Here is a 23,023-nt window from a genome sequence, read left to right as displayed (position 1 = left end):
TGAGCAATCGATTAAATAACGTTATATTCAGTTACCATTGTTACTGCCAACAGTATTTTCAATCGCAACGAGAAATTATTTCATGGAAAAATCGCAAACCCGCCAGGATTTACCCAAGCTGCTATTCGCACTATTTTTCATTTTATTGCTTATTACGACCAGTTTTTGGGTCTTAAGTCCCTTTATTCTTGGGTTTATTTGGGCAGGAATGGTCGTTATCGCAACTTGGCCATTATTAGAGAAATTACAACGACGACTATGGGGAAAACGTTGGATCGCAGTCTTTATCATGACATTCCTCTTAGTCTTACTCTTTGTTTTACCTATCGCGTTACTTATTAGTAGCTTGGTAGAAAACAGCTCTCCATTGATTGCATGGGCAAAATCGCCCTCGGCTCTTGAACTGCCGCAATTAGAATGGCTGAACCGACTGCCTGTCTTTGGCGATGATCTGTACCTGAAATGGCAGGAATTGATTGCCGATGGCAGCAACCAGCTACTCAACAAAATTCCTCCTTATATCGGTAAAGCAGCAACGTGGTTTTTTACTCAAGCGGCCAACGCAGGTCGTTTTCTTTTCCATTTGGCTCTGATGGTCATATTCAGTGTATTGCTTTACTGGAAAGGTGAGCAGGTCATGCTGAGTATCCGCCACTTTGCCATCCGTCTGGCAGACAAACGAGGGGATGCAGTTGTACTGCTGGCTGCGCAATCTATTCGTGCTGTGGCGCTTGGTGTAGTTGTTACCGCATTGGTACAGGCTATCGCTGGTGGAATTGGGTTGTCAGTTGCAGGTATCCCCTATCCAATGATTTTAACATTGCTGATGTTTGTATGCTGCGTTGCCCAATTAGGGCCTTTGCTTGTCTTGATACCATCTATTGCATGGCTTTATTGGACAGGAGAAACAACATGGGGAACGATTTTAGCTATCTGGAGCCTCATTCTGACTACAATGGACGGCGTTCTTCGTCCTTTTCTTATCCGTCTTGGGGCTGATTTGCCAATGGTTTTAATCCTAACTGGTGTAATCGGCGGTATACTTTCATTAGGTGTTATCGGCTTATTTATTGGTCCTGTCGTACTGGCCGTTTCTTTCCGCTTACTATTGGCATGGATAAATGAAGTTCCTAAACCTGAGGGAAAAATGTCAGATACCAAAACATATTTCACAGAAAATAGCTTAAAATAATCAAATCAACGCGCGGGAATATTATTTTTCCGCGCAATTATAAAACAAGTTAATATATCAATCCAATTTTCTCGAAAATATAAATTCATTTAAAAAAATAAAAACCATCAAAAAATTGTTGCAAAAAAGTCATTTTACTAAATTTTCTTTTCCCTGATTCTATTTATTAAGAGGATTCTTAATGAATAAACTAATTTATTAAATTAGTATTATTTACATCGAAACAAATGTTTCCCAGTGAATTGTTATTTCAGCCTATAAACGCCATAGGCTGGGATAAACAAAGTATACATATATTGCTGTGTGTAGTCTTTGCCTGTCAGCCCATGATAGGCTTTTTTTTTTGGTGAAATTTTTCAGTTTTTCTTATCATAATTAATCATTCATAATAAAAAATATTATGTTATACGGAATATAAAAGCCTGCAAATATTCTAACAGGCTTTTTAATTCAGAATTAAACTCAATTAGCTATTTTGAGCCAAAGAAATCCAAGTCTTCACTACTGTATCAGGATTCAATGATAAACTATCAATTCCCTCTTTCATTAACCATTCAGCGAAATCTTCATGATCCGAAGGACCCTGACCACAAATACCGACATATTTTCCCTGACGTTTAGCCGCTTGGATTGCCATAGAAAGTAATTGTTTTACGGCATCATTACGTTCGTCAAATAACTCAGAAACCACCCCAGAATCACGATCTAATCCCAGAGCCAACTGTGTCATATCATTTGAACCGATTGAAAAACCATCAAAATACGCAAGGAACTGGTCTGCCAATAACGCATTCGATGGGATCTCGCACATCATGATAACTTTCAGTCCATTTTCGCCGCGTTTCAAGCCTTGAGATGCCAATTCAGCCACAACAGATTCGGCCTGGGCCACTGTACGTACAAATGGAACCATCACCTCAACATTAGTTAACCCCATAACATTACGCACTCGCTTGACTGCTTCACATTCTAAAGCAAAACATGGGCGGAAACTGTCAGAAATATAGCGACCGGCCCCCCGGAAACCCAGCATCGGATTTTCTTCGTGTGGCTCATACATATCCCCACCAACTAAGTTTGCGTATTCATTGGATTTGAAATCTGACAGGCGAACAATCACACGCTTTGGCCAAAATGCTGCTGCCAGTGTTGCAATCCCTTCAGTCAATCTACCGACATAAAATTCAACAGGATTATCATAACCAACCATCAGCGATTTAATCTGTTCTTGTAATTCAGGTGCCTGTTGAGAAAATTCAAGTAGCGCCCGGGGATGCACACCAATCATTCGATTAATGATAAATTCCAAACGAGCCAGACCAACGCCTTCATTTGGTAAGCAGGCGAAATCAAATGCACGATCAGGATTACCCACATTCATCATGATCTTCACATCTAATTCCGGCAATTTGTCAATTTGTGAACTCTGAACACTGAAATCCAATTTATTCTGGTAAACAAACCCCGTCTCACCTTCCGAGCAGGAAACGGTTACCAATTGCCCTTCTTTCAGACGCTCAGTAGCATCTCCACAGCCTACAACGGCAGGTATTCCTAATTCACGGGCAATAATTGCTGCATGACAAGTACGTCCGCCACGGTTAGTGACAATAGCCGCAGCTTTTTTCATGATAGGCTCCCAATCAGGATCGGTCATATCGGTTACCAGCACGTCCCCGACTTGGATTCGATCCATTTCACTGAGATTATGGATAACCTTAACAGCCCCAACGCCGATACGATGCCCAATCGCCCGACCTTCCACCAGCACACTACCTTGTTCATTCAGTTGGTAGCGCTCCATTACTTGTTGGTTTGAACGGACAGTTTCAGGACGGGCCTGTACAATATATAACTTGCCATTGTGCCCATCTTTCGCCCATTCGATATCCATCGGACGCCCATAATGTTTTTCAATCAACAAGGCCTGTCTTGCCAGTGCTTCTACTTCACTATCTGTCAAAGAGAAACGATTGCTCAGTTCATCTGAGACATCCTCAGTACGCACTTGTTTTCCATGCTCTTTACTATCCGCATAAACCATGCGTATCTTTTTGGAGCCAAGATTTCGGCGTACTATTGCAGGACAATTATTTATCAACGTTGGCTTATGGACATAAAACTCATCAGGGTTAACAGCCCCTTGTACGACCATCTCACCCAGACCATAAGCTGATGTAATAAATACAACCTGATCAAAACCTGATTCAGTGTCGATAGTGAACATCACGCCAGACGATGCCAGATCAGAGCGCACCATGCGCTGAACACCTGCTGAGAGTGCAACACCACGGTGGTCATATCCCTGATGAACACGATAAGAAATGGCACGATCATTGAAGAGGGACGCAAAGACATGTTTGATGGCAACCATAACTGCATCAATGCCTTGTACATTCAAGAAAGTTTCTTGCTGTCCAGCAAAAGAAGCATCCGGCATATCTTCTGCTGTTGCGGAAGAACGCACGGCGAAAGAGGCATCAGGTTCGCCTTCAGACAATTGCAGATAAGCATCACGGATATCGTTTTCGAGTTGAGACGTAAATGGCGTATCAATCACCCACTGACGAATCTGTGCACCAGCTCTGGCTAATTGATTAACATCATCAACATTGGTTTCATCCAGCAACTGATAAATACGCTGGTTCACACCACTTTGTTCCAGAAAATCATTAAATGCTTGTGCAGTCGTCGCAAAACCATTGGGAACAGAAACACCGAGTTCAGCCAAATTGGTAATCATCTCGCCAAGAGAGGCGTTTTTACCACCGACTCGATTAACGTCATTCATGCCTAATTGATTATACCAGAGCACATTGCTTGGGATGAGGCCACTATTGGACATTAGAAACTATCCTTTTTTTACATTCGGAGGTACAAACCGGGAAAATTCAGGCTGCTCTTCACAGCAGGAAATAGCCTAGCACATTGTTTTGTCAGATATGGAAAGGTGAATCGATCAACCCAACAATATTATTTTTTTACACGTATAATTGGAAACCCAGGTTGCTCTGATAGTTTTAAATAAAAACGATTCAGCTAACAACTCAAAATGAGATTACGCATAACCAATTTAATAATATAAAGAAGAAGATAATGACAGAATTTTCCCCATCCCAAACAGCTAAAAATGAAATTTTGGAACGTAGTGTATTTTTTATTTCTGACGGCACAGCAATCACAGCGGAAGTATTGGGTCATGCCGTATTGTCCCAATTTCCTATTGCCATTACCTCCTATACCCTGCCTTTTGTGGCCAGCAAAGCTAGAGCAGAAGAAATTAGGGAGCAAATAAACGCGATATACCAACAAACTCATATCAGGCCATTAGTTTTTTATTCCATTATTTCAAATGAAGTCAAAAGTATTATTATTCAGAGTGATGGTTTCTGTCAGGATATTGTCCAAACGTTGGTCTCACCATTACAACAAGAAATCGGTTTGGAGCCAAAACCAGAATTACACCGGACTCACGGTTTATCCAAAAAAAATCTGAGCCAATATGATGCCCGCATCGCTGCCATTGATTATGCTCTTGCTCATGATGATGGCATTTCACTACGCAATCTTGATCAAGCTCAAGTCATTATCCTTGGGGTATCCCGTTGTGGGAAAACACCAACAAGCCTTTACCTTGCAATGCAATTTGGTATTCAGGCCGCAAATTATCCTTTCACCGCTGATGACATGGACAATATCCGATTACCCGCAGCCTTAATGCCCTTTCAGCATAAATTATTCGGCCTGACGATCAGCCCGGAAAGACTTGCTGCCATTCGGGAAGAACGGCTCGAAAACAGCCGTTATGCTTCATTAAGACAATGTCGGATTGAAATTGCTGAAGTTGAGGCTCTATTTCGTAAAAATAAGATTAATTATTTAAATACCACCAATTATTCTGTCGAAGAAATTTCAGCCAAAATTATTGACTGTATTGGGCTGAAACGCCGGATGTTCTGATTTCCAAAAACTAAAATAACTGAGTGGTTGACACTATTTGTTCACGACACTATTTGTTCACGACACTTTCTCGCGCAAATATCATTATTGTCTGTTAAATTTGCTGGAGGTTGAGTTATTGTGATCTCAGTCATCCCAGACAATGTTTCAATGTGAAGTAGAATTCGAGAAAGTATATGTACAAAACAGATGAGTTAAGAACCCACCGCATTGATAGCCTGATAACACCTAAAGAGCTTGCCGAGCAATATCCTATATCAGAAAAGACCCTGCAAAATGTGACATTGTCACGAAAACGAATCGAATCAATCCTGACAGGCGATGATAGCCGATTATTAATCATTATCGGCCCTTGCTCCATTCATGATGTTGATGCAGCCATTGATTATGCTTCCCGCCTGCATACACTGCGCGAAAAATACCAGCACAGTCTGGAAATTGTCATGCGAACCTATTTCGAGAAACCAAGAACAGTTATTGGCTGGAAAGGTCTGATTTCAGATCCCATGTTAGACGGATCTTGTCAGGTCAATAAAGGTATTTCGCTTGCCCGTAAGTTATTAATTGATATCAATGATCTAGGTGTGCCCACTGCTACAGAATTTCTGGATATGGTCACAGGCCAATATATTGCTGATTTAATTAGCTGGGGTGCCATTGGTGCCAGAACGACAGAAAGCCAGATTCACCGGGAAATGGCCTCAGCCCTGTCCTGTCCTGTCGGGTTTAAAAATGGGACTGATGGCAATACACTTATCGCCATTGATGCAATACGTGCTGCCCGAGCCAAGCATATGTTTCTCTCCCCGGATAAAAACGGTCAGATGACTATTTATCAAACCAACGGAAACCCCTATGGGCACATTATTATGCGCGGCGGGAAAAAACCGAATTACGGCGCTGAGGATATTGCAACAACCTGCCAAAAATTACGCGAATTTCATCTACCTGAGCATTTAATTGTGGATTGCAGTCATGCTAACTGCCAAAAAATTCATCGTCGTCAGTTGGATATCGCAAGAAATATTAGTGAACAAATTCAATCTGGCTCAACATCCATTGCGGGTGTTATGGCTGAAAGCTTTTTGACAGAAGGTGCACAAAAAGTCACTCAGGGAGAACCCTTAACCTACGGGCAATCTATTACTGATCCATGCCTTGGCTGGCAGGATACAGAACAATTTATCAACATTCTTGCTGATGCTGTTGAAAATCGTTCCTGAATCCTTTCTTTATTCTGGCTCCTAATCGATTGTCGGAGCCAGTCGAAAATTCAAATAAGTCATATAAAATCAAAGGATTAATACTTAATTTTAGGTACAGAAAAAAATAACTTGAAGTTAGCCATTATTGAAACGATAATTATTCTCAATATTAGAATAATTACTGTTCAGATTTGGTATGGATAAATTAACGAATTATCGACTCGGCTACACTAATTTTCTACAACAGCATTTCCTTCCTGAACTACCCTGCAATGCTGTAAAAGGCAGTTGTATAGATAGTCAGCAACTATTGGAAAAATCGTATGTGGTGAAAGTTGACTTTCAAAACAGATTTTTTCGCTATATTCAACCAAATCCACCAAATTTATTCTGACATAATAAAAATTTTAGCAAATTCACCTACTGAATATCAGCGAGGTGATTAGCTCTTTGTGTTCATAAAAATGCTATTTAAGCATGGAGATTGACCTGCATGATCATAATTAAATCGCCAAGTCTGAAATTGTCTACATTAAGCGTAGTCATCTTAGCGAGTTTATCATCTGCTAATGCTGAAACGATGCATTCTGAAGCAACGCTTTCTAAAAAAGACAAATCATCTAAAGACACTTTAACTGTTTATGCCACCGGTAATGTACGTGACAGTTTTGAGGCACCCATGATGGTTACAGTCATTGAGAACAATTCAGCCAGCAGTAAAGTTGCAGGTAATGCGAATGATTTAATCAGCAAAATCCCCGGAATTGACATTGCCGGCACTGATCGTGCCAATGGGCAAAACATCAATATGAGGGGTTACTCCCAAAAAGGCGTTTTAACCCTTGTAGATGGTGTCCGCCAAGGAACCGATACCGGACATATTGGGGGGATATTCCTTGATCCTGCTCTGATTAAGCAGGTTGAAGTGGTCCGTGGTCCATCAGCCCTACTCTATGGCAGCGGTGCTCTGGGAGGTGTAATTGCCTATCAGACAGTAGATGCTGCTGACTTATTAGAAGAAGGTAAAAACAGTGGTTTTCGCGTCTTTAGCCGCGCAGGAAGCGGTGATCACAGTCTAGGATTTGGTGGCTCTGCATTTGGTAAAACAGAACAATTTGATGGTGTGTTTGCATTTGGCACCCGCGATGTAGGCAATATCCGCTACAGTAACGGCTTAAAAGGCCGCAATGATGAAACCATCGGCAACATGCTGGCAAAAGGCTCTTGGAAGATAGATGACAACCAAACACTGAGTGGCAATTTGCGTTATTACAGTAATGAAGCACATGAGCCTAAAAACCCTCAAAATCCTACATATACAAATAATGCTCAACGGACAGATCGCACCACCGCCCAGCGTGATGCTCAACTAACCTATCAATTAAATCCTTTGGAATACAAATGGCTGAATGCAAAAGCGGATATCTATTATTCCGATATCAATATTAATAATAAGAGTGAGGACAAAGGATTTGAAGGCCGTAAACAAGAGACTTACGGTATAAAATTTGAAAACCACTCACATTTGGCAAACACGGCTTTTGCTGCGCATCAGCTTACTTATGGTGGTGAAACTTATAAGCAAAAGCAAAAACCAAGCAGTCATCTTGTAGAAGGTTTCCCGGATGCCGATATGCATTTTGTCTCTGGCTGGTTCCAAGATGAAATGACGCTGCGTGATTTACCCGTTTCATTTATTGCGGGTACTCGTTATGACAATTACAAGGCTTCAAATAGCAAATATGACGATATCAGCGCTGATAAATGGTCATCAAAAGGGGCTGTCAGCATTACTCCAACAGATTGGTCAATGCTATTTGCTTCCTATTCCCAGGCATTCCGTGCCCCAAGCATGGGCGAAATGTATTCTGATTCCAGACATTATCCTGGAAACTACTGGATACCTAATCCAAACCTACGTCCTGAGAGTAATGCGACACAAGAATATGGCTTCGGATTACGTTTCGATGATGTGTTTGTTAATAATGATGGTCTGAAATTCAAGGCCAGCTATTTTGACACTAAAGCAAAAGATTATATTACATTCATCATAGGAAGAAATTTCACACAATCAATTAACATTCCAAAATCTAAAATTTGGGGCTGGGATGTTTCTATGACATATGATTCTGACTGGTTTACTTGGGATCTTGCTTACAATCGTACAACAGGCAAAAATGAAGAAACTGGTGCATCTATAGGTGCTTTAAGTCCAGATACCCTAACCAGCACATTAGATATTCCATTATCCAGAACAGGTTTCTCCATTGGATGGATTAGCAAGTTCACCCGACATACCCAATTCAATGGCATATATGGCACGAATAAAGATGAATACGGCCAGAAAATTTCACAATACGCAGGTTATGGAGTCAATGATTTTTATATCAGTTATAACGGTGATGGAATATTCAAAGGGTTAACCACCTCTGCTGTACTGGCTAATGCTTTTGATAAAGAATATTACTCATCGCAGGGTGCACCACGAAGTGGTCGTAATGCCAAGTTGCTCGTCAGCTATCAGTGGTAAGTAGCCACGGAACATACTATTAATTCTAAAACGATATTTATTTTCAAACTCGGTTTTTTAAGGAGCTAACAACTGTGAATCAGTCACTTTATGAACGTTACCAACAAGCCAAAGAAGATAACAAAGCTAAATATGCGCGTGATCTGGCTACTTACCTGAATGTCAGCGAAGGAGAGCTATTGCATAGCCGCGTCGGTATCGATGCAAAACGTCTAAGTATTGATGCTCCTACCCTGCTTCAAGAACTGGCTACTGTTGGAGAAACCAAGGCGATTACTCGTAATGATTTTGCCGTTCATGAACATATTGGTCGTTACGAAAATACCAAATTCAGCCAACATGTTGGTTTGATCCTCAACCCACGTGAGCTTGATCTGCGCTTATTCTTCGAACACTGGAACAGTGTTTTCTCTTTGGTTGAACCAGCTAAGAATGGTATGCGTCACAGTATCCAATTTTTTGACCGCCAAGGTGATGCATTGCATAAAGTTTATACCACTAAAAATACAGATATGGCGGTATGGGACGCACTGATCGAAAAATATCAGACCAGTGAAAATCCAGCATTGGAGATCCAGCCAGAAGAAGCGCCTGAACACACAGAAATCACTGAACAATTGAAAGTACAGTTAGATGAAGAATGGCGTGCCATGACTGACGTTCATCAATTCTTCATTATGATGAAGCGCCATAACTTGAATCGTCAGCAAATTTTCAATGCAGTAAAAGATGATTTGGCATATCGTGTAGACAATTCAGCATTATCTCAACTTTTTGAAATAGCGCATAAAGATCAGAACGAAATCATGGTCTTTGTCGGAAACCGTGGTTGTGTCCAGATTTTTACTGGTCAGCTGGAACGTTTGATGCCTTATCAGGAAGAAGATTCTGCTCAGAAATGGCTCAACATTTTCAACCGCAATTTCACTCTGCATCTGATTGAAAGTGCTATCGCGGAAAGCTGGGTCACCCGCAAACCAACCGATGATGGTTTTGTTACCAGTCTGGAATTGTTTGATGCGAATGGTAACCAAATCGCGCAATTATACGGTCAGCGCACCGAAGGTACTCCTGAGCAGACTCAATGGCGTGAGCAAATTGCCGCTCTGTCTAAATTGCAACCAGAACAGGAAACTTGCATAGCATGAAAAAGTGGCTTCTAACATTTATGCTTGCCATCTCTTGCAATGCGTTCTCTGCTGAACGTATTGTGACAGTTGGTGGCGATGTGTCTGAAATTGTTTTTGCACTTGGCGAAGGACAGCATGTTGTTGCGAGGGATAGTACCAGTCTAAATCCCAGAGAATTACTCTCACTACCCGATGTAGGATACATGAGAATGCTTAATTCAGAAGGTATTTTAGCCATGCGCCCATCACTGGTGATTGCAAGTGAATCGGCTCAACCTTCTCTGACACTAAAGCAAATCGAAGATTCCGGTGTAAAAGTTATTAAAGTGACCAGCGAAACCTCGTTAGAAGCCGTTCCTAAAAAAATCATGACCGTCGCTAAGGCGGTCAATCAGGAAAAACGTGGTGAAGAACTTGTTGCCCAGTATCGTCAACAATTGGCTGATATCACCACGTCAGAGATTCCCGCCAAAGTAATTTTTATCATGAGTCATGGCGGTGCCAAGCCTATGGCAGCAGGTCAACAGACTGCTGCGGATAAGATGATCCATGCCATTGGTGCGAAAAATGCCATGCAAGGTTTTCAGGGATACCGACCTTTATCTCAAGAAGGCGTTATCGCCAGTAAACCCGATTTATTGTTGATCAGCACCGAAGGACTGAAAACTTTGGGTGGTCTGGAAAAAGTTTGGCAACTTCCTGGGTTAAACTTCACACCCGCCGGCAAGAAAAAACAGATTATTGTTGTTGATGAAATGGGATTGCTCGGATTTGGTTTACAAACTCCTGCTGTTATGAAACAAGTCCGTGAAGCAGCGGAGAAGATTCAATGAGTCGTTCTCAATCCCCCACTATCGGCTTAATGATACTGAGTTTATTGTTATTTTTATTAGCAATTAGCTCCGCCAATATGGGGGCATTGCCACTTTCCTTTAAAACTTTGTGGGAATCCTCTTTGGATGACCCACAATGGCAGATTTGGCTAAATATTCGGTTACCAAGAATTCTATTGGCGATCATCGTTGGATGCGCACTTGCTGTATCAGGTGCTGTAATGCAAGGGTTGTTCCGCAATCCTTTGGCCGACCCCGGATTATTGGGGATCAGCAGTGGATCAGCACTGATGGTCGCCATGGCTATCGTTTTTCCTTTTACCTTATCTGCCAGTATTGCATTATATAGCCACATTATTGCAGCCTTTGTTGGCAGTTTATTGGTTTCACTTCTGATATTTTCACTTAATAAATATAGTCACGGTAACCTGTCAAAACTATTGCTTGCTGGTATTGCCATTAACGCATTGTGCGGGTCATTTATTGGTGTATTGAGTTATATCAGTAATGATCAGCAGTTGCGTCAGTTTACCATTTGGATGATGGGTTCACTGAGCCAAATTGAATGGCCAACGCTGGCTATTGCTGCATCACTCATTATTCCCATTTGTATCCTGACATTCAGCCAGTCACGCAAACTCAATTTGCTACAACTGGGTGATGAGGAAGCGCACTATTTGGGTCTGAATGTCCAGCGCACTAAATATCAATTATTGTTGTTAAGTGCCTTATTGATTGGGTGTGCAGTTGCTTTAACAGGCATTATTGGTTTTATCGGGTTGGTTATTCCTCACCTTGTCAGGCTCCGGTTTGGTGGCGATCATACTTGGTTGCTGCCAATGTCCGCTCTTGGCGGTGCATGTCTTTTATTAACAGCGGATACACTGGCCAGAACATTAGTCTCTCCTGCTGAAATGCCAGTAGGGCTTATCACCGGTTTGATCGGTGCCCCCTATTTTTTATGGCTTATTCTTAAGTCATCAGGAGGCCGTTTATAATGGAGCCGCTCATGTCAGATGATTTGCTTGAAGCGCAAAATTTAAATTATTTCATCGGGCAGCGTCAAATAATCAAAGACGTTTCACTTTCCATTCGTCAAGGAGAAGTTGTTGCCATTATTGGCCCGAATGGAGCAGGAAAATCTACTCTGTTACGGCTTTTAACAGGTTTTATTCCCCCTAATTCAGGAAAATGCTTATTAAAAGGCATTCCTATTTCTCAGTGGCCGATGAAGCAATTAGCTCGTACTCGTGCCGTAATGAGGCAATATAGCTCTCTTTCTTTCTCCTTTAGTGTGGAAGAAGTCATTGCAATGGGGCGTGTCCCCCATGAAAATACTCACAAGAAAATCGCTATTAATGAAGCCATTACATTGACAGAATGCGAAGAGTTGCGAAATAGGAATTATCAGCAGCTATCTGGAGGGGAGCAACAACGAGTGCAACTGGCAAGAGTTTTGGCTCAACTCTGGCATCCAGAACCAACTGAATCGTGTCTGTTTTTAGATGAGCCTACCTCCGCACTGGATCTTTATCATCAGCAACATACATTACGGCTGGTTCATCGCCTGACACGCCAAACTCCTCTTGCCGTCTGCTGTGTACTGCACGATTTAAATCTGGCAGCACTTTATGCCGACAAAATTTTCCTGTTACACAAAGGGAAACTAGTCGCATCCGGTATCCCAAAAGATGTGCTGTGCGATGATATTCTCAAACAATGGTATCAAGCCGATTTAGGTGTGACTCAACATCCTGAAACCCACCAACCACAGATTTATCTCAGGCAATAAAAATATCACTTATCTCCTTTACTCTTAAAATTGAGGCAAATTTTGTTGATGAATGCAAAATTTGCCTCAATTTTAACTACATTACTTCAAATGCAGAAAAAACAACCAGATTAATAATAGTTACAAGCGTAAAATTCCGGTCATCAAACTGACAAATATTCATTTAAAAAAATGTAAAACAGTCAGCAAAAAAACAAACACACTCATGTAAAAATAAAAAACAATATCTGAACATAAGTGTGTGGCGACGGATTCTATATTACTGGCCGATATTTTTATATTTTCCATGCCATTGATATACCCATTGGATTTAAAGATGCAGCGCGACGGCAAGGAGCGAATCCCCTGGAGCATAGATAACTATGTGACCGGGGTGAGTGAGCGCAGCCAACAAAGCGGCAACTTGAAAGACGACAGGTATAAATTCATATGACGAAATATCAAATGGATATTTATACCCAATAGATTCCGAAGTACGGCACGACGGCAAGGAAGTTAATCCTCGACAGTAACTGGGGTGAGTAACACCGACAACAAAACAGCACATTTTGCGTATACGATAAATAAGAAATTCTTAAAATGTCCCACACAATAACGCCATTTATTATTTGTATATCGGTATCTTTTCAGCAAAAAACCCACCCATGTGGGAGGTAGATATGTTAGAAAGTGTTATCAACGATATTGTCAGATGGCTAGAAAGCCAACTTCAACGGACAGAAGGTATCAAAATAGATGCTATTGCTCATAAAAGTGGTTATTCCAAATGGCATCTACAGCGAATTTTTAAGGAGTTGAAAGGCTGTACACTAGGTCAATATGTACGGCGACGTCGCCTCCATGAAGCAGCCAAGTCTTTGCGGGAGGATAATTTACCGATTCTTGATATTGCCCTGCAATATGGTTTTAGTTCTCAAGCAACATTTACCCGCATCTTTAAAAAGCATTTTAATACTACTCCGGCTAAATTCAGAGAGAATGGGCACCTACCTGAATTCAAAACGTTCCTACAATGTGAAGAATAAATATTTATAATAAGTACCGCCCTTTATGGTCAACCTCCCTTTAGTTGACCATTTTTTATACTTTGTCAAATCTTAAGTCACTTCAATTCGCGGATAATCCACTTATAGACTTGCTGTAATTCTACAGCCAAAGGGGGGTATTGTTCACTGAGCTGCTGAATGATATTTCCAACCGCTTCTGACTGATACAACACTCCAATCAATTTCTCAGCCAATAACTCAAACGGAGCAGGTTCCAAACTGTCGGTAAACATTTGACAACGGCTGATTGCCCCCTGCTCAACATCAATATGTAATTCAATTCCACCCCAACCAAATCGTGTATCCAATGTATGGCTAAATGCAGGTGCCTGACCAAAATTCCATTCCCAGCTACTTTGTTTAGTATAAATATCACTAAAACCAGGTAAATCAGGCAAAACCTGTGGTGAAATTATTTCCGCTTCAGCTGTTTCAGCAAAATATTCAAAAAATGCGTCTATTATGCCCTGACAAACAGACTCATGAGTGAGATCAGGCAGTAATTCAGATAAATTCGTGACTCTGGAACGAACAGAAGTGATGCCTTTTGCTTGTAACTTTTTAAGATCAGGCTTGAGATAATCAGCAAGGCGGTTCAAGTCCGCATTAATCAGCAAGGTTCCGTGGTGAAATCCACGATCTTTAGTTTCTTTATACGCCGAGCCTGAGATCTTACGTTCTCCTTCAGGAGAAGGAAGTACCAAATCATTGCGACCAGAAGCCGTTGCATGAATTCCCGATTTTCTTAACCCTTCCAGAATGATCTGAGTAGAGACTGTTTTATTATATTCAGGTTTACCTGCCATAAAGGTGAAGCAAGTATTCCCTAAATCATGAAAAACCGCCCCTCCACCACTGCTGCGCCGAGCCAGTTTTACGCCATCCTGCTCCATTCGCCGGGTGTTACATTCTTTCCATGGATTCTGCGCACGCCCAACTACAACAGTATTAGCATTGCGCCATAAAAACAGAACTCGCTGATTTGGTGGCATCTGGCGAAAAATACACTCTTCAACAGCAAGATTAAACCAAGGATCATGAGAATCTGACATCAGCAAACGTAATGTAGACATACTTAACTCCGGCAAAGAAAACAGTGCCTTAAGATAACATAAAGTACTCAGGAATAGTGGCAGGAAGGCGGAGATTACATCCGGCGGGCTTGCCAAGAAACCCGACGCCAATACACATTGTCAAGGGAGGAACGTATTACACCTTTGCTGGTGGATGCATGGATAAATTCATTGTTAGTATCATAGATACCTACATGTAGCCCACTCTCGCCACTACCGGTCTTGAAAAATACCAGATCTCCCGGCATCAGATCAACTTTGCTAATCTTTGTACCTAATTTGGTTTGCTCATGAGTTGTGCGTGGAAGCCGGATATTGAAACGATCATAAAAAGTGCGATAGACAAAACCGGAACAATCAATACCATGCCTATTAATTCCACCATAACGATATGGAGTGCCATGCCATTGATCAAGTTGATCTTTTAACTGGGTGATAACCATTATCGGGTCAGAAAGGGCAGCTTTCAACGGAGGCAAGTTGGATTTGGAAATAGGATTGCTACAGCCAATAAGGAAAAAACTGAATAATAGACATAAATAACTAGCTCTTATTATCATCTATTTTCCCCCAGTGACCATATAGAAACACGCAAACTTTATCTGGCACGAGATAAAAAAACAAGTCTCTCTCGATTTCCCTTTCATATCGTACGATATTGCCTATTACGCTATAAATGGCGATCAGTGAGATTATTTTTTTCGGGTCGGCTGATTAACCAGACTCCCAGTAAAATAAAGATAATACCTGCTGTCTTTAATAATGAGACAGTTTCATTGAACCAGGGAAGTAAGGCGGCCATTATATAAACAAGTGCATAACTCAAGCTAATAACTGGATATGCTTTGTTCAATGGCAGATATTTCAAGGTAAAAAACCAACATAGCATAGATAATGCATAACCCGCCAACCCTGCCATGATCATCAGCAAAGGATTATGGTTTTTCCAAAGCCAGCCGATATCCAGCCAATGTACCGACAATGAAAGCTCAGGCAGGCGTGCAACTCCCCATTTCAATAGCAATTGAGCGATAGTGATCAATAAGACGCTTGCCACAGCCCAAAGATAACCTTTCATTGCCCCAGACTCATCAACAAAATCCCCAACATTATCGCAAAAACACCGATCCAGTGTTTCAGCCCTACTTTTTCCCGATATATAAATTGCCCAATCAAAGTCACAATGACAAAATTAATACTTAACATGGGATATGCGATACTGAGCGGCAAAAATTGCAATAACCGCAACCAGAATATCATTCCTATTCCCAACAGAAGAATAGCACCAGATAACCATATCGCCACAGATACCCCTTTATAGGGGGTATCTTTTTTCTGCCAACAAACAACTGCCTGTTTTTGGCATAACTGCCCCGCACAAGTCAGCAGACTCACCAAAATTAATAGCGCCATATTGCTGCTCATGGCTGTTTCTTATAAATGACGAGTACAAAACGATGATTACTGCGCATAATATCTGGTGTCGGTAATTCAGGAAGTTTACCTTTTGACGATAACAGCAAGACGATTGATACCTGTCCTTCTCTACGTGCTGTTGCTAACCACTCAGGAAATTCTTCTTGTGTCACATATCGGTACTGGCTGTCTGGGTAAGAAAGACCATATTCCAATTCTCCCGGACGATCGAACATATAAATATCACTACGCTTTAATTCCCATGCAATCGCAGCTCCCACGCCAACGGACTGGGACAGGATATATTTACTGTCTGCCAGCTCATGTTCATTTTGTTTAATGAAAGACTGAGGAAGTTTGGAATTAATTGTCTTAGCAGGTAATACACCGCCTATCGACAAACTGAGCATAATTGAACAAGCAGCTGCCCATAACCAATATTTACCATCACGAACAAAACACAGGTAGCCAATGATTCCCCAAAATCCAAAAGCAATGCTCCCCATAATCCATTTCAACCATTCATTGGACTGGTAAAGAGGGGGATTGACCAATGTTCCCATACCAAAGAGCGTTAAAATTGCAAGCAACCCAAAGAAGACATTCACCAGACCGTTTATCTTCAGTGCCTTCATCTTGCCATTTTTGACACAATCGACACTATATTTCCCCATCATTACGGCCAGCGGGCCTATAAATGGTAAAACGTAAGTCGGCAATTTTCCTTTTGCAATACTGAAAAATATAAATGGAACAACAAACCAGCAAAACAAGAAAAACATTTCTGGGTGACTTTTTTTCTCTTTCCAGCTTTTGATCAAAGCACCGGGTAACAAACCTAACCACGGGATCACACCTAAAATCAGTATCGGCAAGTAATACCAAATGGGGGCAATGTGCTGCGCTTTATCAGAAGCAAAACGCTGTATATGCTCTACCCAAAAGAAATAATGCCAATAATTTGGCTCACGCAAAGCAACCGCTATCACCCAAGGCAGGCTAATCAAAATAGCAAAAAACACGGCAACAGGCCCGAAACGAATCATTTCCAGGAAACGTTTCTGGTATATCGTTACAGGTATCATGGCAATCACGGGCAATGCCAATGCCAAAAAACCTTTTGTCATAAATGCCATACCACAAGTCAGCCCCAGTACAGACCAAGCCAAAATCCGCTCTCGGGTACTGCCGGCTTTAAGTGCCCAATAGCAACTTACAATCCCCGCTGTGATCCATAAGGAAAACATGGGATCAAGAACACTGTAAGTTCCTATCGAAAGCACAATAAACATAGAAATATAGACCAAACTGGAAACAAACGCAGTCTGACGACATTGCCACATCATCATTGCCAATCGGTAAAGAAGAAATGCACTGATTAAAATACTAAACACGGAACCAAAGCGAACGGCGAAATTGTTATGACCAAAAACCCACTGACTGATATTGTTGATCCAATATCCGGCGACAGGTTTTTCAAAATAACGAATATCTAAAAAATAAGGTACAATCCAGTCCCCGCGTTGTAGCATTTCGCGGCTGATTTCAGCATATCGTGTTTCATCGGGTTGCCATAATAGACGGCTATCTAGTGGTAATAGGTAAGTGAGGATAAAAAAAAGAGCCATCAGAACGGCTCCAGCCTTACTCGTCCGAGTATTCAACATATCTGTGTTATAACCTCTTGTTGGCAACCTAACCAGCCTTCACGACCAGGAAAACCTGAACGCTTGATTTTCCCAACGGGAAGCGTATCTCTATTTTCAGGTAATAAATGACTTAATTTACAAAATTGAATATTTTGCTGATGAAGCATATTCAGTAATGATTCAAACTGTGAAGACTTAGACATGCCTTCCACTTCGGTATGAATAGTGTAAACAGGCACACCGCAATCACGTTTGATGGCTTCAAGAATAAAGCTATTGAAATCTGCATCACTAACCTGCGTTCCAACAACTTCATCATAAGTAGGTAATGTGACTGGGATTTGTACTGTACCCAAATTTCCATCGGGCAAGAGCGGTCTGAATGGATGCGTCCCACGGCAATCACTATTGTAATCAAAATCAAAGCGCTGTTTGACGGTCAATACACGTTCATCTGCCCGCCAGCCCGCAACTGCTGAACACGTAACGGCTCGTCCTATTGCTTTTTCCAGCGCATCAATCCCTAGTTGCACCTGCTCTGCCAGTTCTGCTTCCGACCAACGCCCTACTTTTGCCTGCCAGCCCTGATGATCCCACGAATGCAAACCCACTTCATGACCCGCATCCATTGTTTGTTTCATTAAATATCCCAAATCTTTTGCGATTTTCTTCCCCGGCCATGCTGTACCAGCCAGTAAAATATCCAGACCATAAAGGGATGCTGCATTCGACCTCAACATTTTCCAAAAAAATTTAGGCCGCAACAGGCGCCATAAATGGCGCCCCATGTTATCTGGCCCAACACTGAAGAAAAAGCTGGCTTGGATATGATGCTTCTGCAAAATATCAAGCAACCGTGGTACACCTTCCTTTGTGCCTTGATAAGTATCCACATCAATTCTTAAGCCAACTTGTTTCATCAGTTTCTTCCTGATTTTCCCTGATACCTAATTGCTTCCTGATTTTTCTCTTTTAGTTCTTCAACTGCTCCGCGCAGAAAGAAATCCAGTGTTTCATCAATAGTTTGTTTCATATCAATGCCCGGCTGCCAGCCCAACAGACGTTCTGCGTTCTGGATACTGGGTTTACGGTGTTCGACATCCTGATAACCTTGGCCGTAATAACTACTGCTTTCAATTTTCTTGAACCCAGAGAATGGAGGGAAGTATCCGCGCAACTCGTGTTTTTCAAAGCTCTCCAGCAACATTTCAGCTAATTGGCGAATACTGGCTTCATTGTTTGGATTACCAATATTGATAATTTGGCTATCACATAAACCATCTCGGTTTTCGATGATTCTGAACAGCGCCTCAATGCCATCGTGGATATCCGTAAAACAACGTTTTTGTTCTCCACCATCCACCAGCTTAATCGGGGAGCCTTCTACCAAGTTCAAAATCAGTTGGGTTATCGCCCTTGAACTACCTATACGGGCTGAATTCAAGTTATCTAACCTTGGTCCCATCCAGTTAAATGGGCGGAATAAGGTGAATTTTAAACCTTCTTTTGCGCCGTATGCCCAAATAACCCGATCAAGTAATTGCTTAGAAACAGAGTAGATCCAGCGCTGCTTATTAATTGGCCCGACAATCAGGCGCGAAGTATCTTCATCGAATTCTTTGTCGTCACACATGCCATAAACTTCAGACGTTGACGGGAAAATAATCCGCTTATTATATTTCACACAATAGCGAACAATTTTCAGGTTCTCTTCAAAATCCAGCTCAAAAACACGCAATGGGTTGCGGGTATACTCAATCGGAGTCGCAATTGCCACCAAAGGAAGAATGACATCACATTTCTTGATGTGATATTCAATCCACTCAGTGTGGATACTGACATCACCTTCAATGAAATGAAAATACGGATTGCCAATGAATCGTTCAATAGCGGAAGAACCAATATCCATCCCATAAATATCATAGTTCCCGTCTTCCAGCAGACGTTCAGTCAGATGGTTACCAATAAATCCATTAACACCCAAAATCAAAACACGTTTACGGCGACTAACTTGAGTTGTCGCTTTAGAGCCAACATGAACACCCGCCACAATGCCCATTTCAAGCGCTAATCGATTTCCTTGGACATAAAGACCTGATTCACTCTGTCCGCTAATGATTTCCAACGCACCATCACCACAAGCAATCACAAATGGCTCTGTAGAAATGACGGTTCCGGGACGTTTGTCATGAACTTGATCAAGTGGCCGTGAACGCCAGATTGTAATTTTACGCTCACCCAAGAATGTAAATGCACCCGGATATGGCTCTGTTACTGCTCTAATCAAGTTGTTAATTTCTTTGGCTGATTTATGCCAGACTATTTCACCATCTTCGGCTGAACGACGACCAAAATAAGTAGCATGACTCTCATTTTGTGGAATTGATGGATAATGACCTACTTTTATTTGGGGCAGGATGTTATCTAATAATTCAGCCGCCGCTTCACGTATTTTTCCATGTACATCCCGCGATGTTTCCGTTTCTCCAATTTGTACGGCCTTCTGCGCAACTATGTCGCCAGCATCTGGTTTCGCCAGCATTTTGTGCAGGGTTACCCCTGTTTCAGTCTCGCCATTGAGTACTGCCCAGTTAACCGGGGCCCGACCACGGTATTTCGGCAATAAGGAGCCGTGCAGATTAAAGGAGCCTTTCTCAGCTAGTGATAAAATCTCCTGACTGAGCATGTTGCGGTAGTAAAAAGAGAAAATGACATCCGGTTTCATTTCCCGAATACGCTCAACCCAAAGCGGATGATTCACATTTTCTGGTGCAAATACAGGTAACCCAAAATCTGCACCAATATGCGCAACAGAGGAGAAAAAATGATTCTCATTCGGATCGTCTGTATGTGTAAATATAGCCTGAATATTAAAACCTGCTTTTACTAGCGCATTAAGTCCGACACAACCAATATCATGATAGGCAAAGATAACTGCTTTCATTAGCTTTCTTCCTGATTGTCGTTGGCCTTTTTAACTCCGACCACTTTTTGAATAAAATAACGCGGACGGGCACGCACGTCGTTATATATCCGGCCAATGTATTCACCGAGTAATCCCATTGCGACGAACTGCGCACCAATAAACATGAAAAGAATAGCAAACAGAGTAAACACACCTTCGGCAGCCCACATTGAGCCAAAAATAAGGCGCAAGGTAATCAACAGTACCGCCAACAGAAAACCAGTTACCGCAATAATGCTTCCTACTACACTTAATAACCGCAATGGTGCGGTTGTTAAGCACGTAAGAAGATCATACATGAGGTTTATCAGTTTCATAAAACTGTACTTGGAATCCCCAAATTCACGTTCTGCATGGGTTACGTCGATCTCTGTCGTCTTGCGAGCAAACGTGTTAGCCAGAATGGGAATAAATGTGCTGCGCTCATGACATTGCAACATCGCACGGATAATATGACGGCGATAGGCTCTCAGCATACAACCGTAATCTCCCATAGAACGTCCTGTCACCCTGGTTATCATCGCATTAATGATTTTGGAGGCACTTTTACGGAACCAAGAATCCTGACGATTGGCCCGACGAGTTCCGACAACGTCATATCCCTCTTCTGCCGTTTTAACTAAGCGAGGGATCTCTTCTGGAGGATTTTGTAAATCAGCATCCAATGTAATAATTAGATCGCCATCAGACTGATGGAATCCCGCCATAATTGCCGAATGTTGCCCATAGTTGCGATTAAGCAAAATGGCAATCACATGATTTTCAGGAATTTCAGCCGCCTGAGTCAAAATATCAGCAGAACTGTCACGACTACCGTCATCTATCAAGATTAATTCATATTCTTGCTCAAGTTTTTGACATGCGGCAATCGTTCTTTCCAATAATTGAGGCAAGCTTTCTTCTTCGTTATAAACAGGAATAACGACCGAAACTTTTTTGATTTTCTCAAATGTCACTTATTTATGCTCCGAAAGGATTTCAATTATCGCATTCACAACACGATCGACATCATCATTGTTCATATCAGGGAAAAGCGGCAATGAACAGAGTGTTGACGAGTTCCACTCAGATACAGGCAGAGAAAGTTGTGAATAACGTTCCCGATAATATTTTTGCGTATGTGCAGCTCTGAAATGTAAACCTGTACCAATATTTTTATCTTTTAGACGCGCCATGAAAGTGTCGCGATCAATGCCACAGATATTTTTGTCAACACGTACCATAAAAAGATGATGGGCATGCAAATGTTCATATTCAGGAACACTTAACATTTGCAAAGATGAATCGATAAGAGCAGCAGAATAACGAGCTACAAGTTCACTGCGGCGTGCGTTCATCAATGCCAGTTTACCTAGTTGTACAACCGCCATCGCTGCATGAATATCGGATAAATTATATTTAAAACCCGGTTCAATAACTTCTGCCTGAGGTTTTCTTCCCTGAACTTTTCGGTCAAAAGCATCGACAGCTAATCCATGAAATTTTAAACAACGTATCCGCTGAGCCAGTTCGTCATCATCAGTGACGAACATACCCCCTTCCGCACAGGTCATGTTTTTAATCGCATGGAAAGAGAAGATTGCTGTACCCCGCTCTCCCACCCATTCATTTTTATAACGCGTGCCCACAGCATGGGCGGCATCTTCAATTAAGGGAATATTCGCTTCTCGGGCAACAGAACGCAGGGCATCAAGATCACAAGGTGCCCCCGCATAATGAACAGGAATAATGGCTTTAGTTTTCGGGGTAATTGCTTTTTTGATTGTATCCGCACTGACCATTAATGTGTCACGGTCAACATCTACCATGACAGGCTCAGCACCCAGCAGACAAATCATATTGATAGTGGAAACCCAGGTTTGGGAAGGAGTAATGACTTCATCACCCGGCCCTATACCTAATGCCAGCAAAACCAAATGTATTCCCGCAGTAGCGGAGCATAAAGCAACCGTATGTTTGCATCCAAACATGCGAGAAAAATCTTGCTCTAATTGATGGTTCTGCGGGCCTGTTGTAATCCAACCAGAATGTAAAACTTTCTCAATAGCTGCTATCTCTTCACTGCCAATCGCAGGACGAGAAAATGGCAAAAAATTATCCATAACCGCTTTATGCCTTGTATCGTCTAATTTGTTTTATAATTGGACAATCCTAGATGATGCTTGTTTAACAAAACATCAACAGACAGATAAGTTATGACCAACCAAGACACCTAAAGTAGATAAAAAGCAA

General features: G+C 41.7%; 19 protein-coding genes. 9 read left to right on the top strand and 10 right to left on the bottom strand.

What is annotated here, in order from left to right; all coding sequences use genetic code 11:
• The first annotated feature begins 82 nt into the window (after positions 1-82).
• Complete coding sequence (ydiK, locus tag AACQ81_RS05995) at positions 83-1,192, top strand: AI-2E family transporter YdiK (RefSeq protein ID WP_237386597.1); 1,110 nt, start codon at positions 83-85, stop codon at positions 1,190-1,192.
• Positions 1,193-1,658: 466 nt separating this feature from the next.
• Here the strand turns inward: ydiK and ppsA are convergent, their stop codons facing one another.
• The gene (gene ppsA, locus AACQ81_RS05990; protein WP_237386596.1) at positions 1,659-4,037 is read right to left on the bottom strand and encodes a phosphoenolpyruvate synthase; all 2,379 of its coding nucleotides are present in this window, start codon (positions 4,035-4,037) and stop codon (positions 1,659-1,661) included.
• A 293-nt stretch (positions 4,038-4,330) separates the two neighbouring features.
• On the opposite strand from ppsA, the gene ppsR reads away from it, so the two are divergent.
• From ppsR to AACQ81_RS05950, 8 genes are all read left to right on the top strand, one after another.
• Complete coding sequence (gene ppsR, locus AACQ81_RS05985) at positions 4,331-5,152, top strand: posphoenolpyruvate synthetase regulatory kinase/phosphorylase PpsR (RefSeq protein ID WP_237386627.1); 822 nt, start codon at positions 4,331-4,333, stop codon at positions 5,150-5,152.
• A 176-nt stretch (positions 5,153-5,328) separates the two neighbouring features.
• Entirely contained in the window at positions 5,329-6,375 is a 1,047-nt protein-coding gene (locus tag AACQ81_RS05980) for a 3-deoxy-7-phosphoheptulonate synthase (RefSeq protein WP_237386595.1), read from the top strand.
• 475 nt (positions 6,376-6,850) lie between these two features.
• Positions 6,851-8,887, top strand: coding sequence for a TonB-dependent hemoglobin/transferrin/lactoferrin family receptor (locus tag AACQ81_RS05975; protein ID WP_237386594.1), 2,037 nt, complete (start codon positions 6,851-6,853; stop codon positions 8,885-8,887).
• A 74-nt stretch (positions 8,888-8,961) separates the two neighbouring features.
• On the top strand, positions 8,962-10,035 hold the full coding sequence (locus AACQ81_RS05970; RefSeq protein WP_237386593.1) for a hemin-degrading factor: 1,074 nt from the start codon (positions 8,962-8,964) through the stop codon (positions 10,033-10,035).
• Positions 10,032-10,850 carry a heme/hemin ABC transporter substrate-binding protein gene (locus AACQ81_RS05965; RefSeq protein ID WP_237386592.1) on the top strand — a complete coding sequence of 273 codons (819 nt, stop codon included), beginning with the start codon at positions 10,032-10,034 and terminating at the stop codon, positions 10,848-10,850. The genes AACQ81_RS05970 and AACQ81_RS05965 overlap by 4 nt, the downstream gene beginning before the upstream one ends.
• Positions 10,847-11,848, top strand: coding sequence for a FecCD family ABC transporter permease (locus AACQ81_RS05960; RefSeq protein ID WP_237386591.1), 1,002 nt, complete (start codon positions 10,847-10,849; stop codon positions 11,846-11,848). The genes AACQ81_RS05965 and AACQ81_RS05960 overlap by 4 nt, the downstream gene beginning before the upstream one ends.
• Positions 11,848-12,642 carry a heme ABC transporter ATP-binding protein gene (locus AACQ81_RS05955; protein ID WP_237386590.1) on the top strand — a complete coding sequence of 265 codons (795 nt, stop codon included), beginning with the start codon at positions 11,848-11,850 and terminating at the stop codon, positions 12,640-12,642. The genes AACQ81_RS05960 and AACQ81_RS05955 overlap by 1 nt, the downstream gene beginning before the upstream one ends.
• A gap of 659 nt (positions 12,643-13,301) precedes the next feature.
• Entirely contained in the window at positions 13,302-13,667 is a 366-nt protein-coding gene (locus AACQ81_RS05950) for a helix-turn-helix domain-containing protein (protein WP_237386589.1), read from the top strand.
• A gap of 77 nt (positions 13,668-13,744) precedes the next feature.
• Here the strand turns inward: AACQ81_RS05950 and AACQ81_RS05945 are convergent, their stop codons facing one another.
• The 9 genes from AACQ81_RS05945 to arnB form a co-directional block, all read right to left on the bottom strand.
• On the bottom strand, positions 13,745-14,761 hold the full coding sequence (locus AACQ81_RS05945; protein ID WP_237386588.1) for a lipoate--protein ligase A: 1,017 nt from the start codon (positions 14,759-14,761) through the stop codon (positions 13,745-13,747).
• Between the two features lie 74 nt (positions 14,762-14,835).
• Entirely contained in the window at positions 14,836-15,321 is a 486-nt protein-coding gene (locus AACQ81_RS05940) for a C40 family peptidase (protein ID WP_237386587.1), read from the bottom strand.
• Positions 15,322-15,431: 110 nt separating this feature from the next.
• Positions 15,432-15,839, bottom strand: coding sequence for a 4-amino-4-deoxy-L-arabinose-phosphoundecaprenol flippase subunit ArnF (gene arnF / locus AACQ81_RS05935; protein WP_237386586.1), 408 nt, complete (start codon positions 15,837-15,839; stop codon positions 15,432-15,434).
• Positions 15,836-16,186, bottom strand: coding sequence for a 4-amino-4-deoxy-L-arabinose-phosphoundecaprenol flippase subunit ArnE (gene arnE, locus AACQ81_RS05930; RefSeq protein WP_237386585.1), 351 nt, complete (start codon positions 16,184-16,186; stop codon positions 15,836-15,838). The genes arnF and arnE overlap by 4 nt, the downstream gene beginning before the upstream one ends.
• On the bottom strand, positions 16,183-17,844 hold the full coding sequence (arnT, locus tag AACQ81_RS05925) for a lipid IV(A) 4-amino-4-deoxy-L-arabinosyltransferase (RefSeq protein WP_237386584.1): 1,662 nt from the start codon (positions 17,842-17,844) through the stop codon (positions 16,183-16,185). The genes arnE and arnT overlap by 4 nt, the downstream gene beginning before the upstream one ends.
• Positions 17,838-18,746 (bottom strand): 4-deoxy-4-formamido-L-arabinose-phosphoundecaprenol deformylase, encoded by a 909-nt coding sequence (gene arnD / locus AACQ81_RS05920; RefSeq protein ID WP_237386583.1) that lies wholly within the window; start codon positions 18,744-18,746, stop codon positions 17,838-17,840. Before arnD ends, arnT begins: the two co-directional genes overlap by 7 nt.
• Positions 18,746-20,770, bottom strand: a complete 2,025-nt coding sequence (arnA, locus tag AACQ81_RS05915; RefSeq protein WP_237386582.1) for a bifunctional UDP-4-amino-4-deoxy-L-arabinose formyltransferase/UDP-glucuronic acid oxidase ArnA — start codon at positions 20,768-20,770, stop codon at positions 18,746-18,748. The genes arnD and arnA overlap by 1 nt, the downstream gene beginning before the upstream one ends.
• Positions 20,770-21,747: an undecaprenyl-phosphate 4-deoxy-4-formamido-L-arabinose transferase gene (arnC, locus tag AACQ81_RS05910; RefSeq protein ID WP_237386581.1), complete on the bottom strand. Its 978-nt coding sequence runs from the start codon at positions 21,745-21,747 to the stop codon at positions 20,770-20,772. The genes arnA and arnC overlap by 1 nt, the downstream gene beginning before the upstream one ends.
• Complete coding sequence (gene arnB, locus AACQ81_RS05905; protein ID WP_237386580.1) at positions 21,748-22,893, bottom strand: UDP-4-amino-4-deoxy-L-arabinose aminotransferase; 1,146 nt, start codon at positions 22,891-22,893, stop codon at positions 21,748-21,750.
• Between the last annotated feature and the right edge of the window lie 130 nt (positions 22,894-23,023).

Origin of the sequence: Xenorhabdus sp. Sc-CR9, assembly GCF_963897815.1 — a bacterium.
Classification (GTDB): domain Bacteria; phylum Pseudomonadota; class Gammaproteobacteria; order Enterobacterales; family Enterobacteriaceae; genus Xenorhabdus.
The sequence above is the reverse complement of the archived record's forward strand: the minus strand, read 5'-3'. Positions and strand labels throughout refer to the sequence as shown.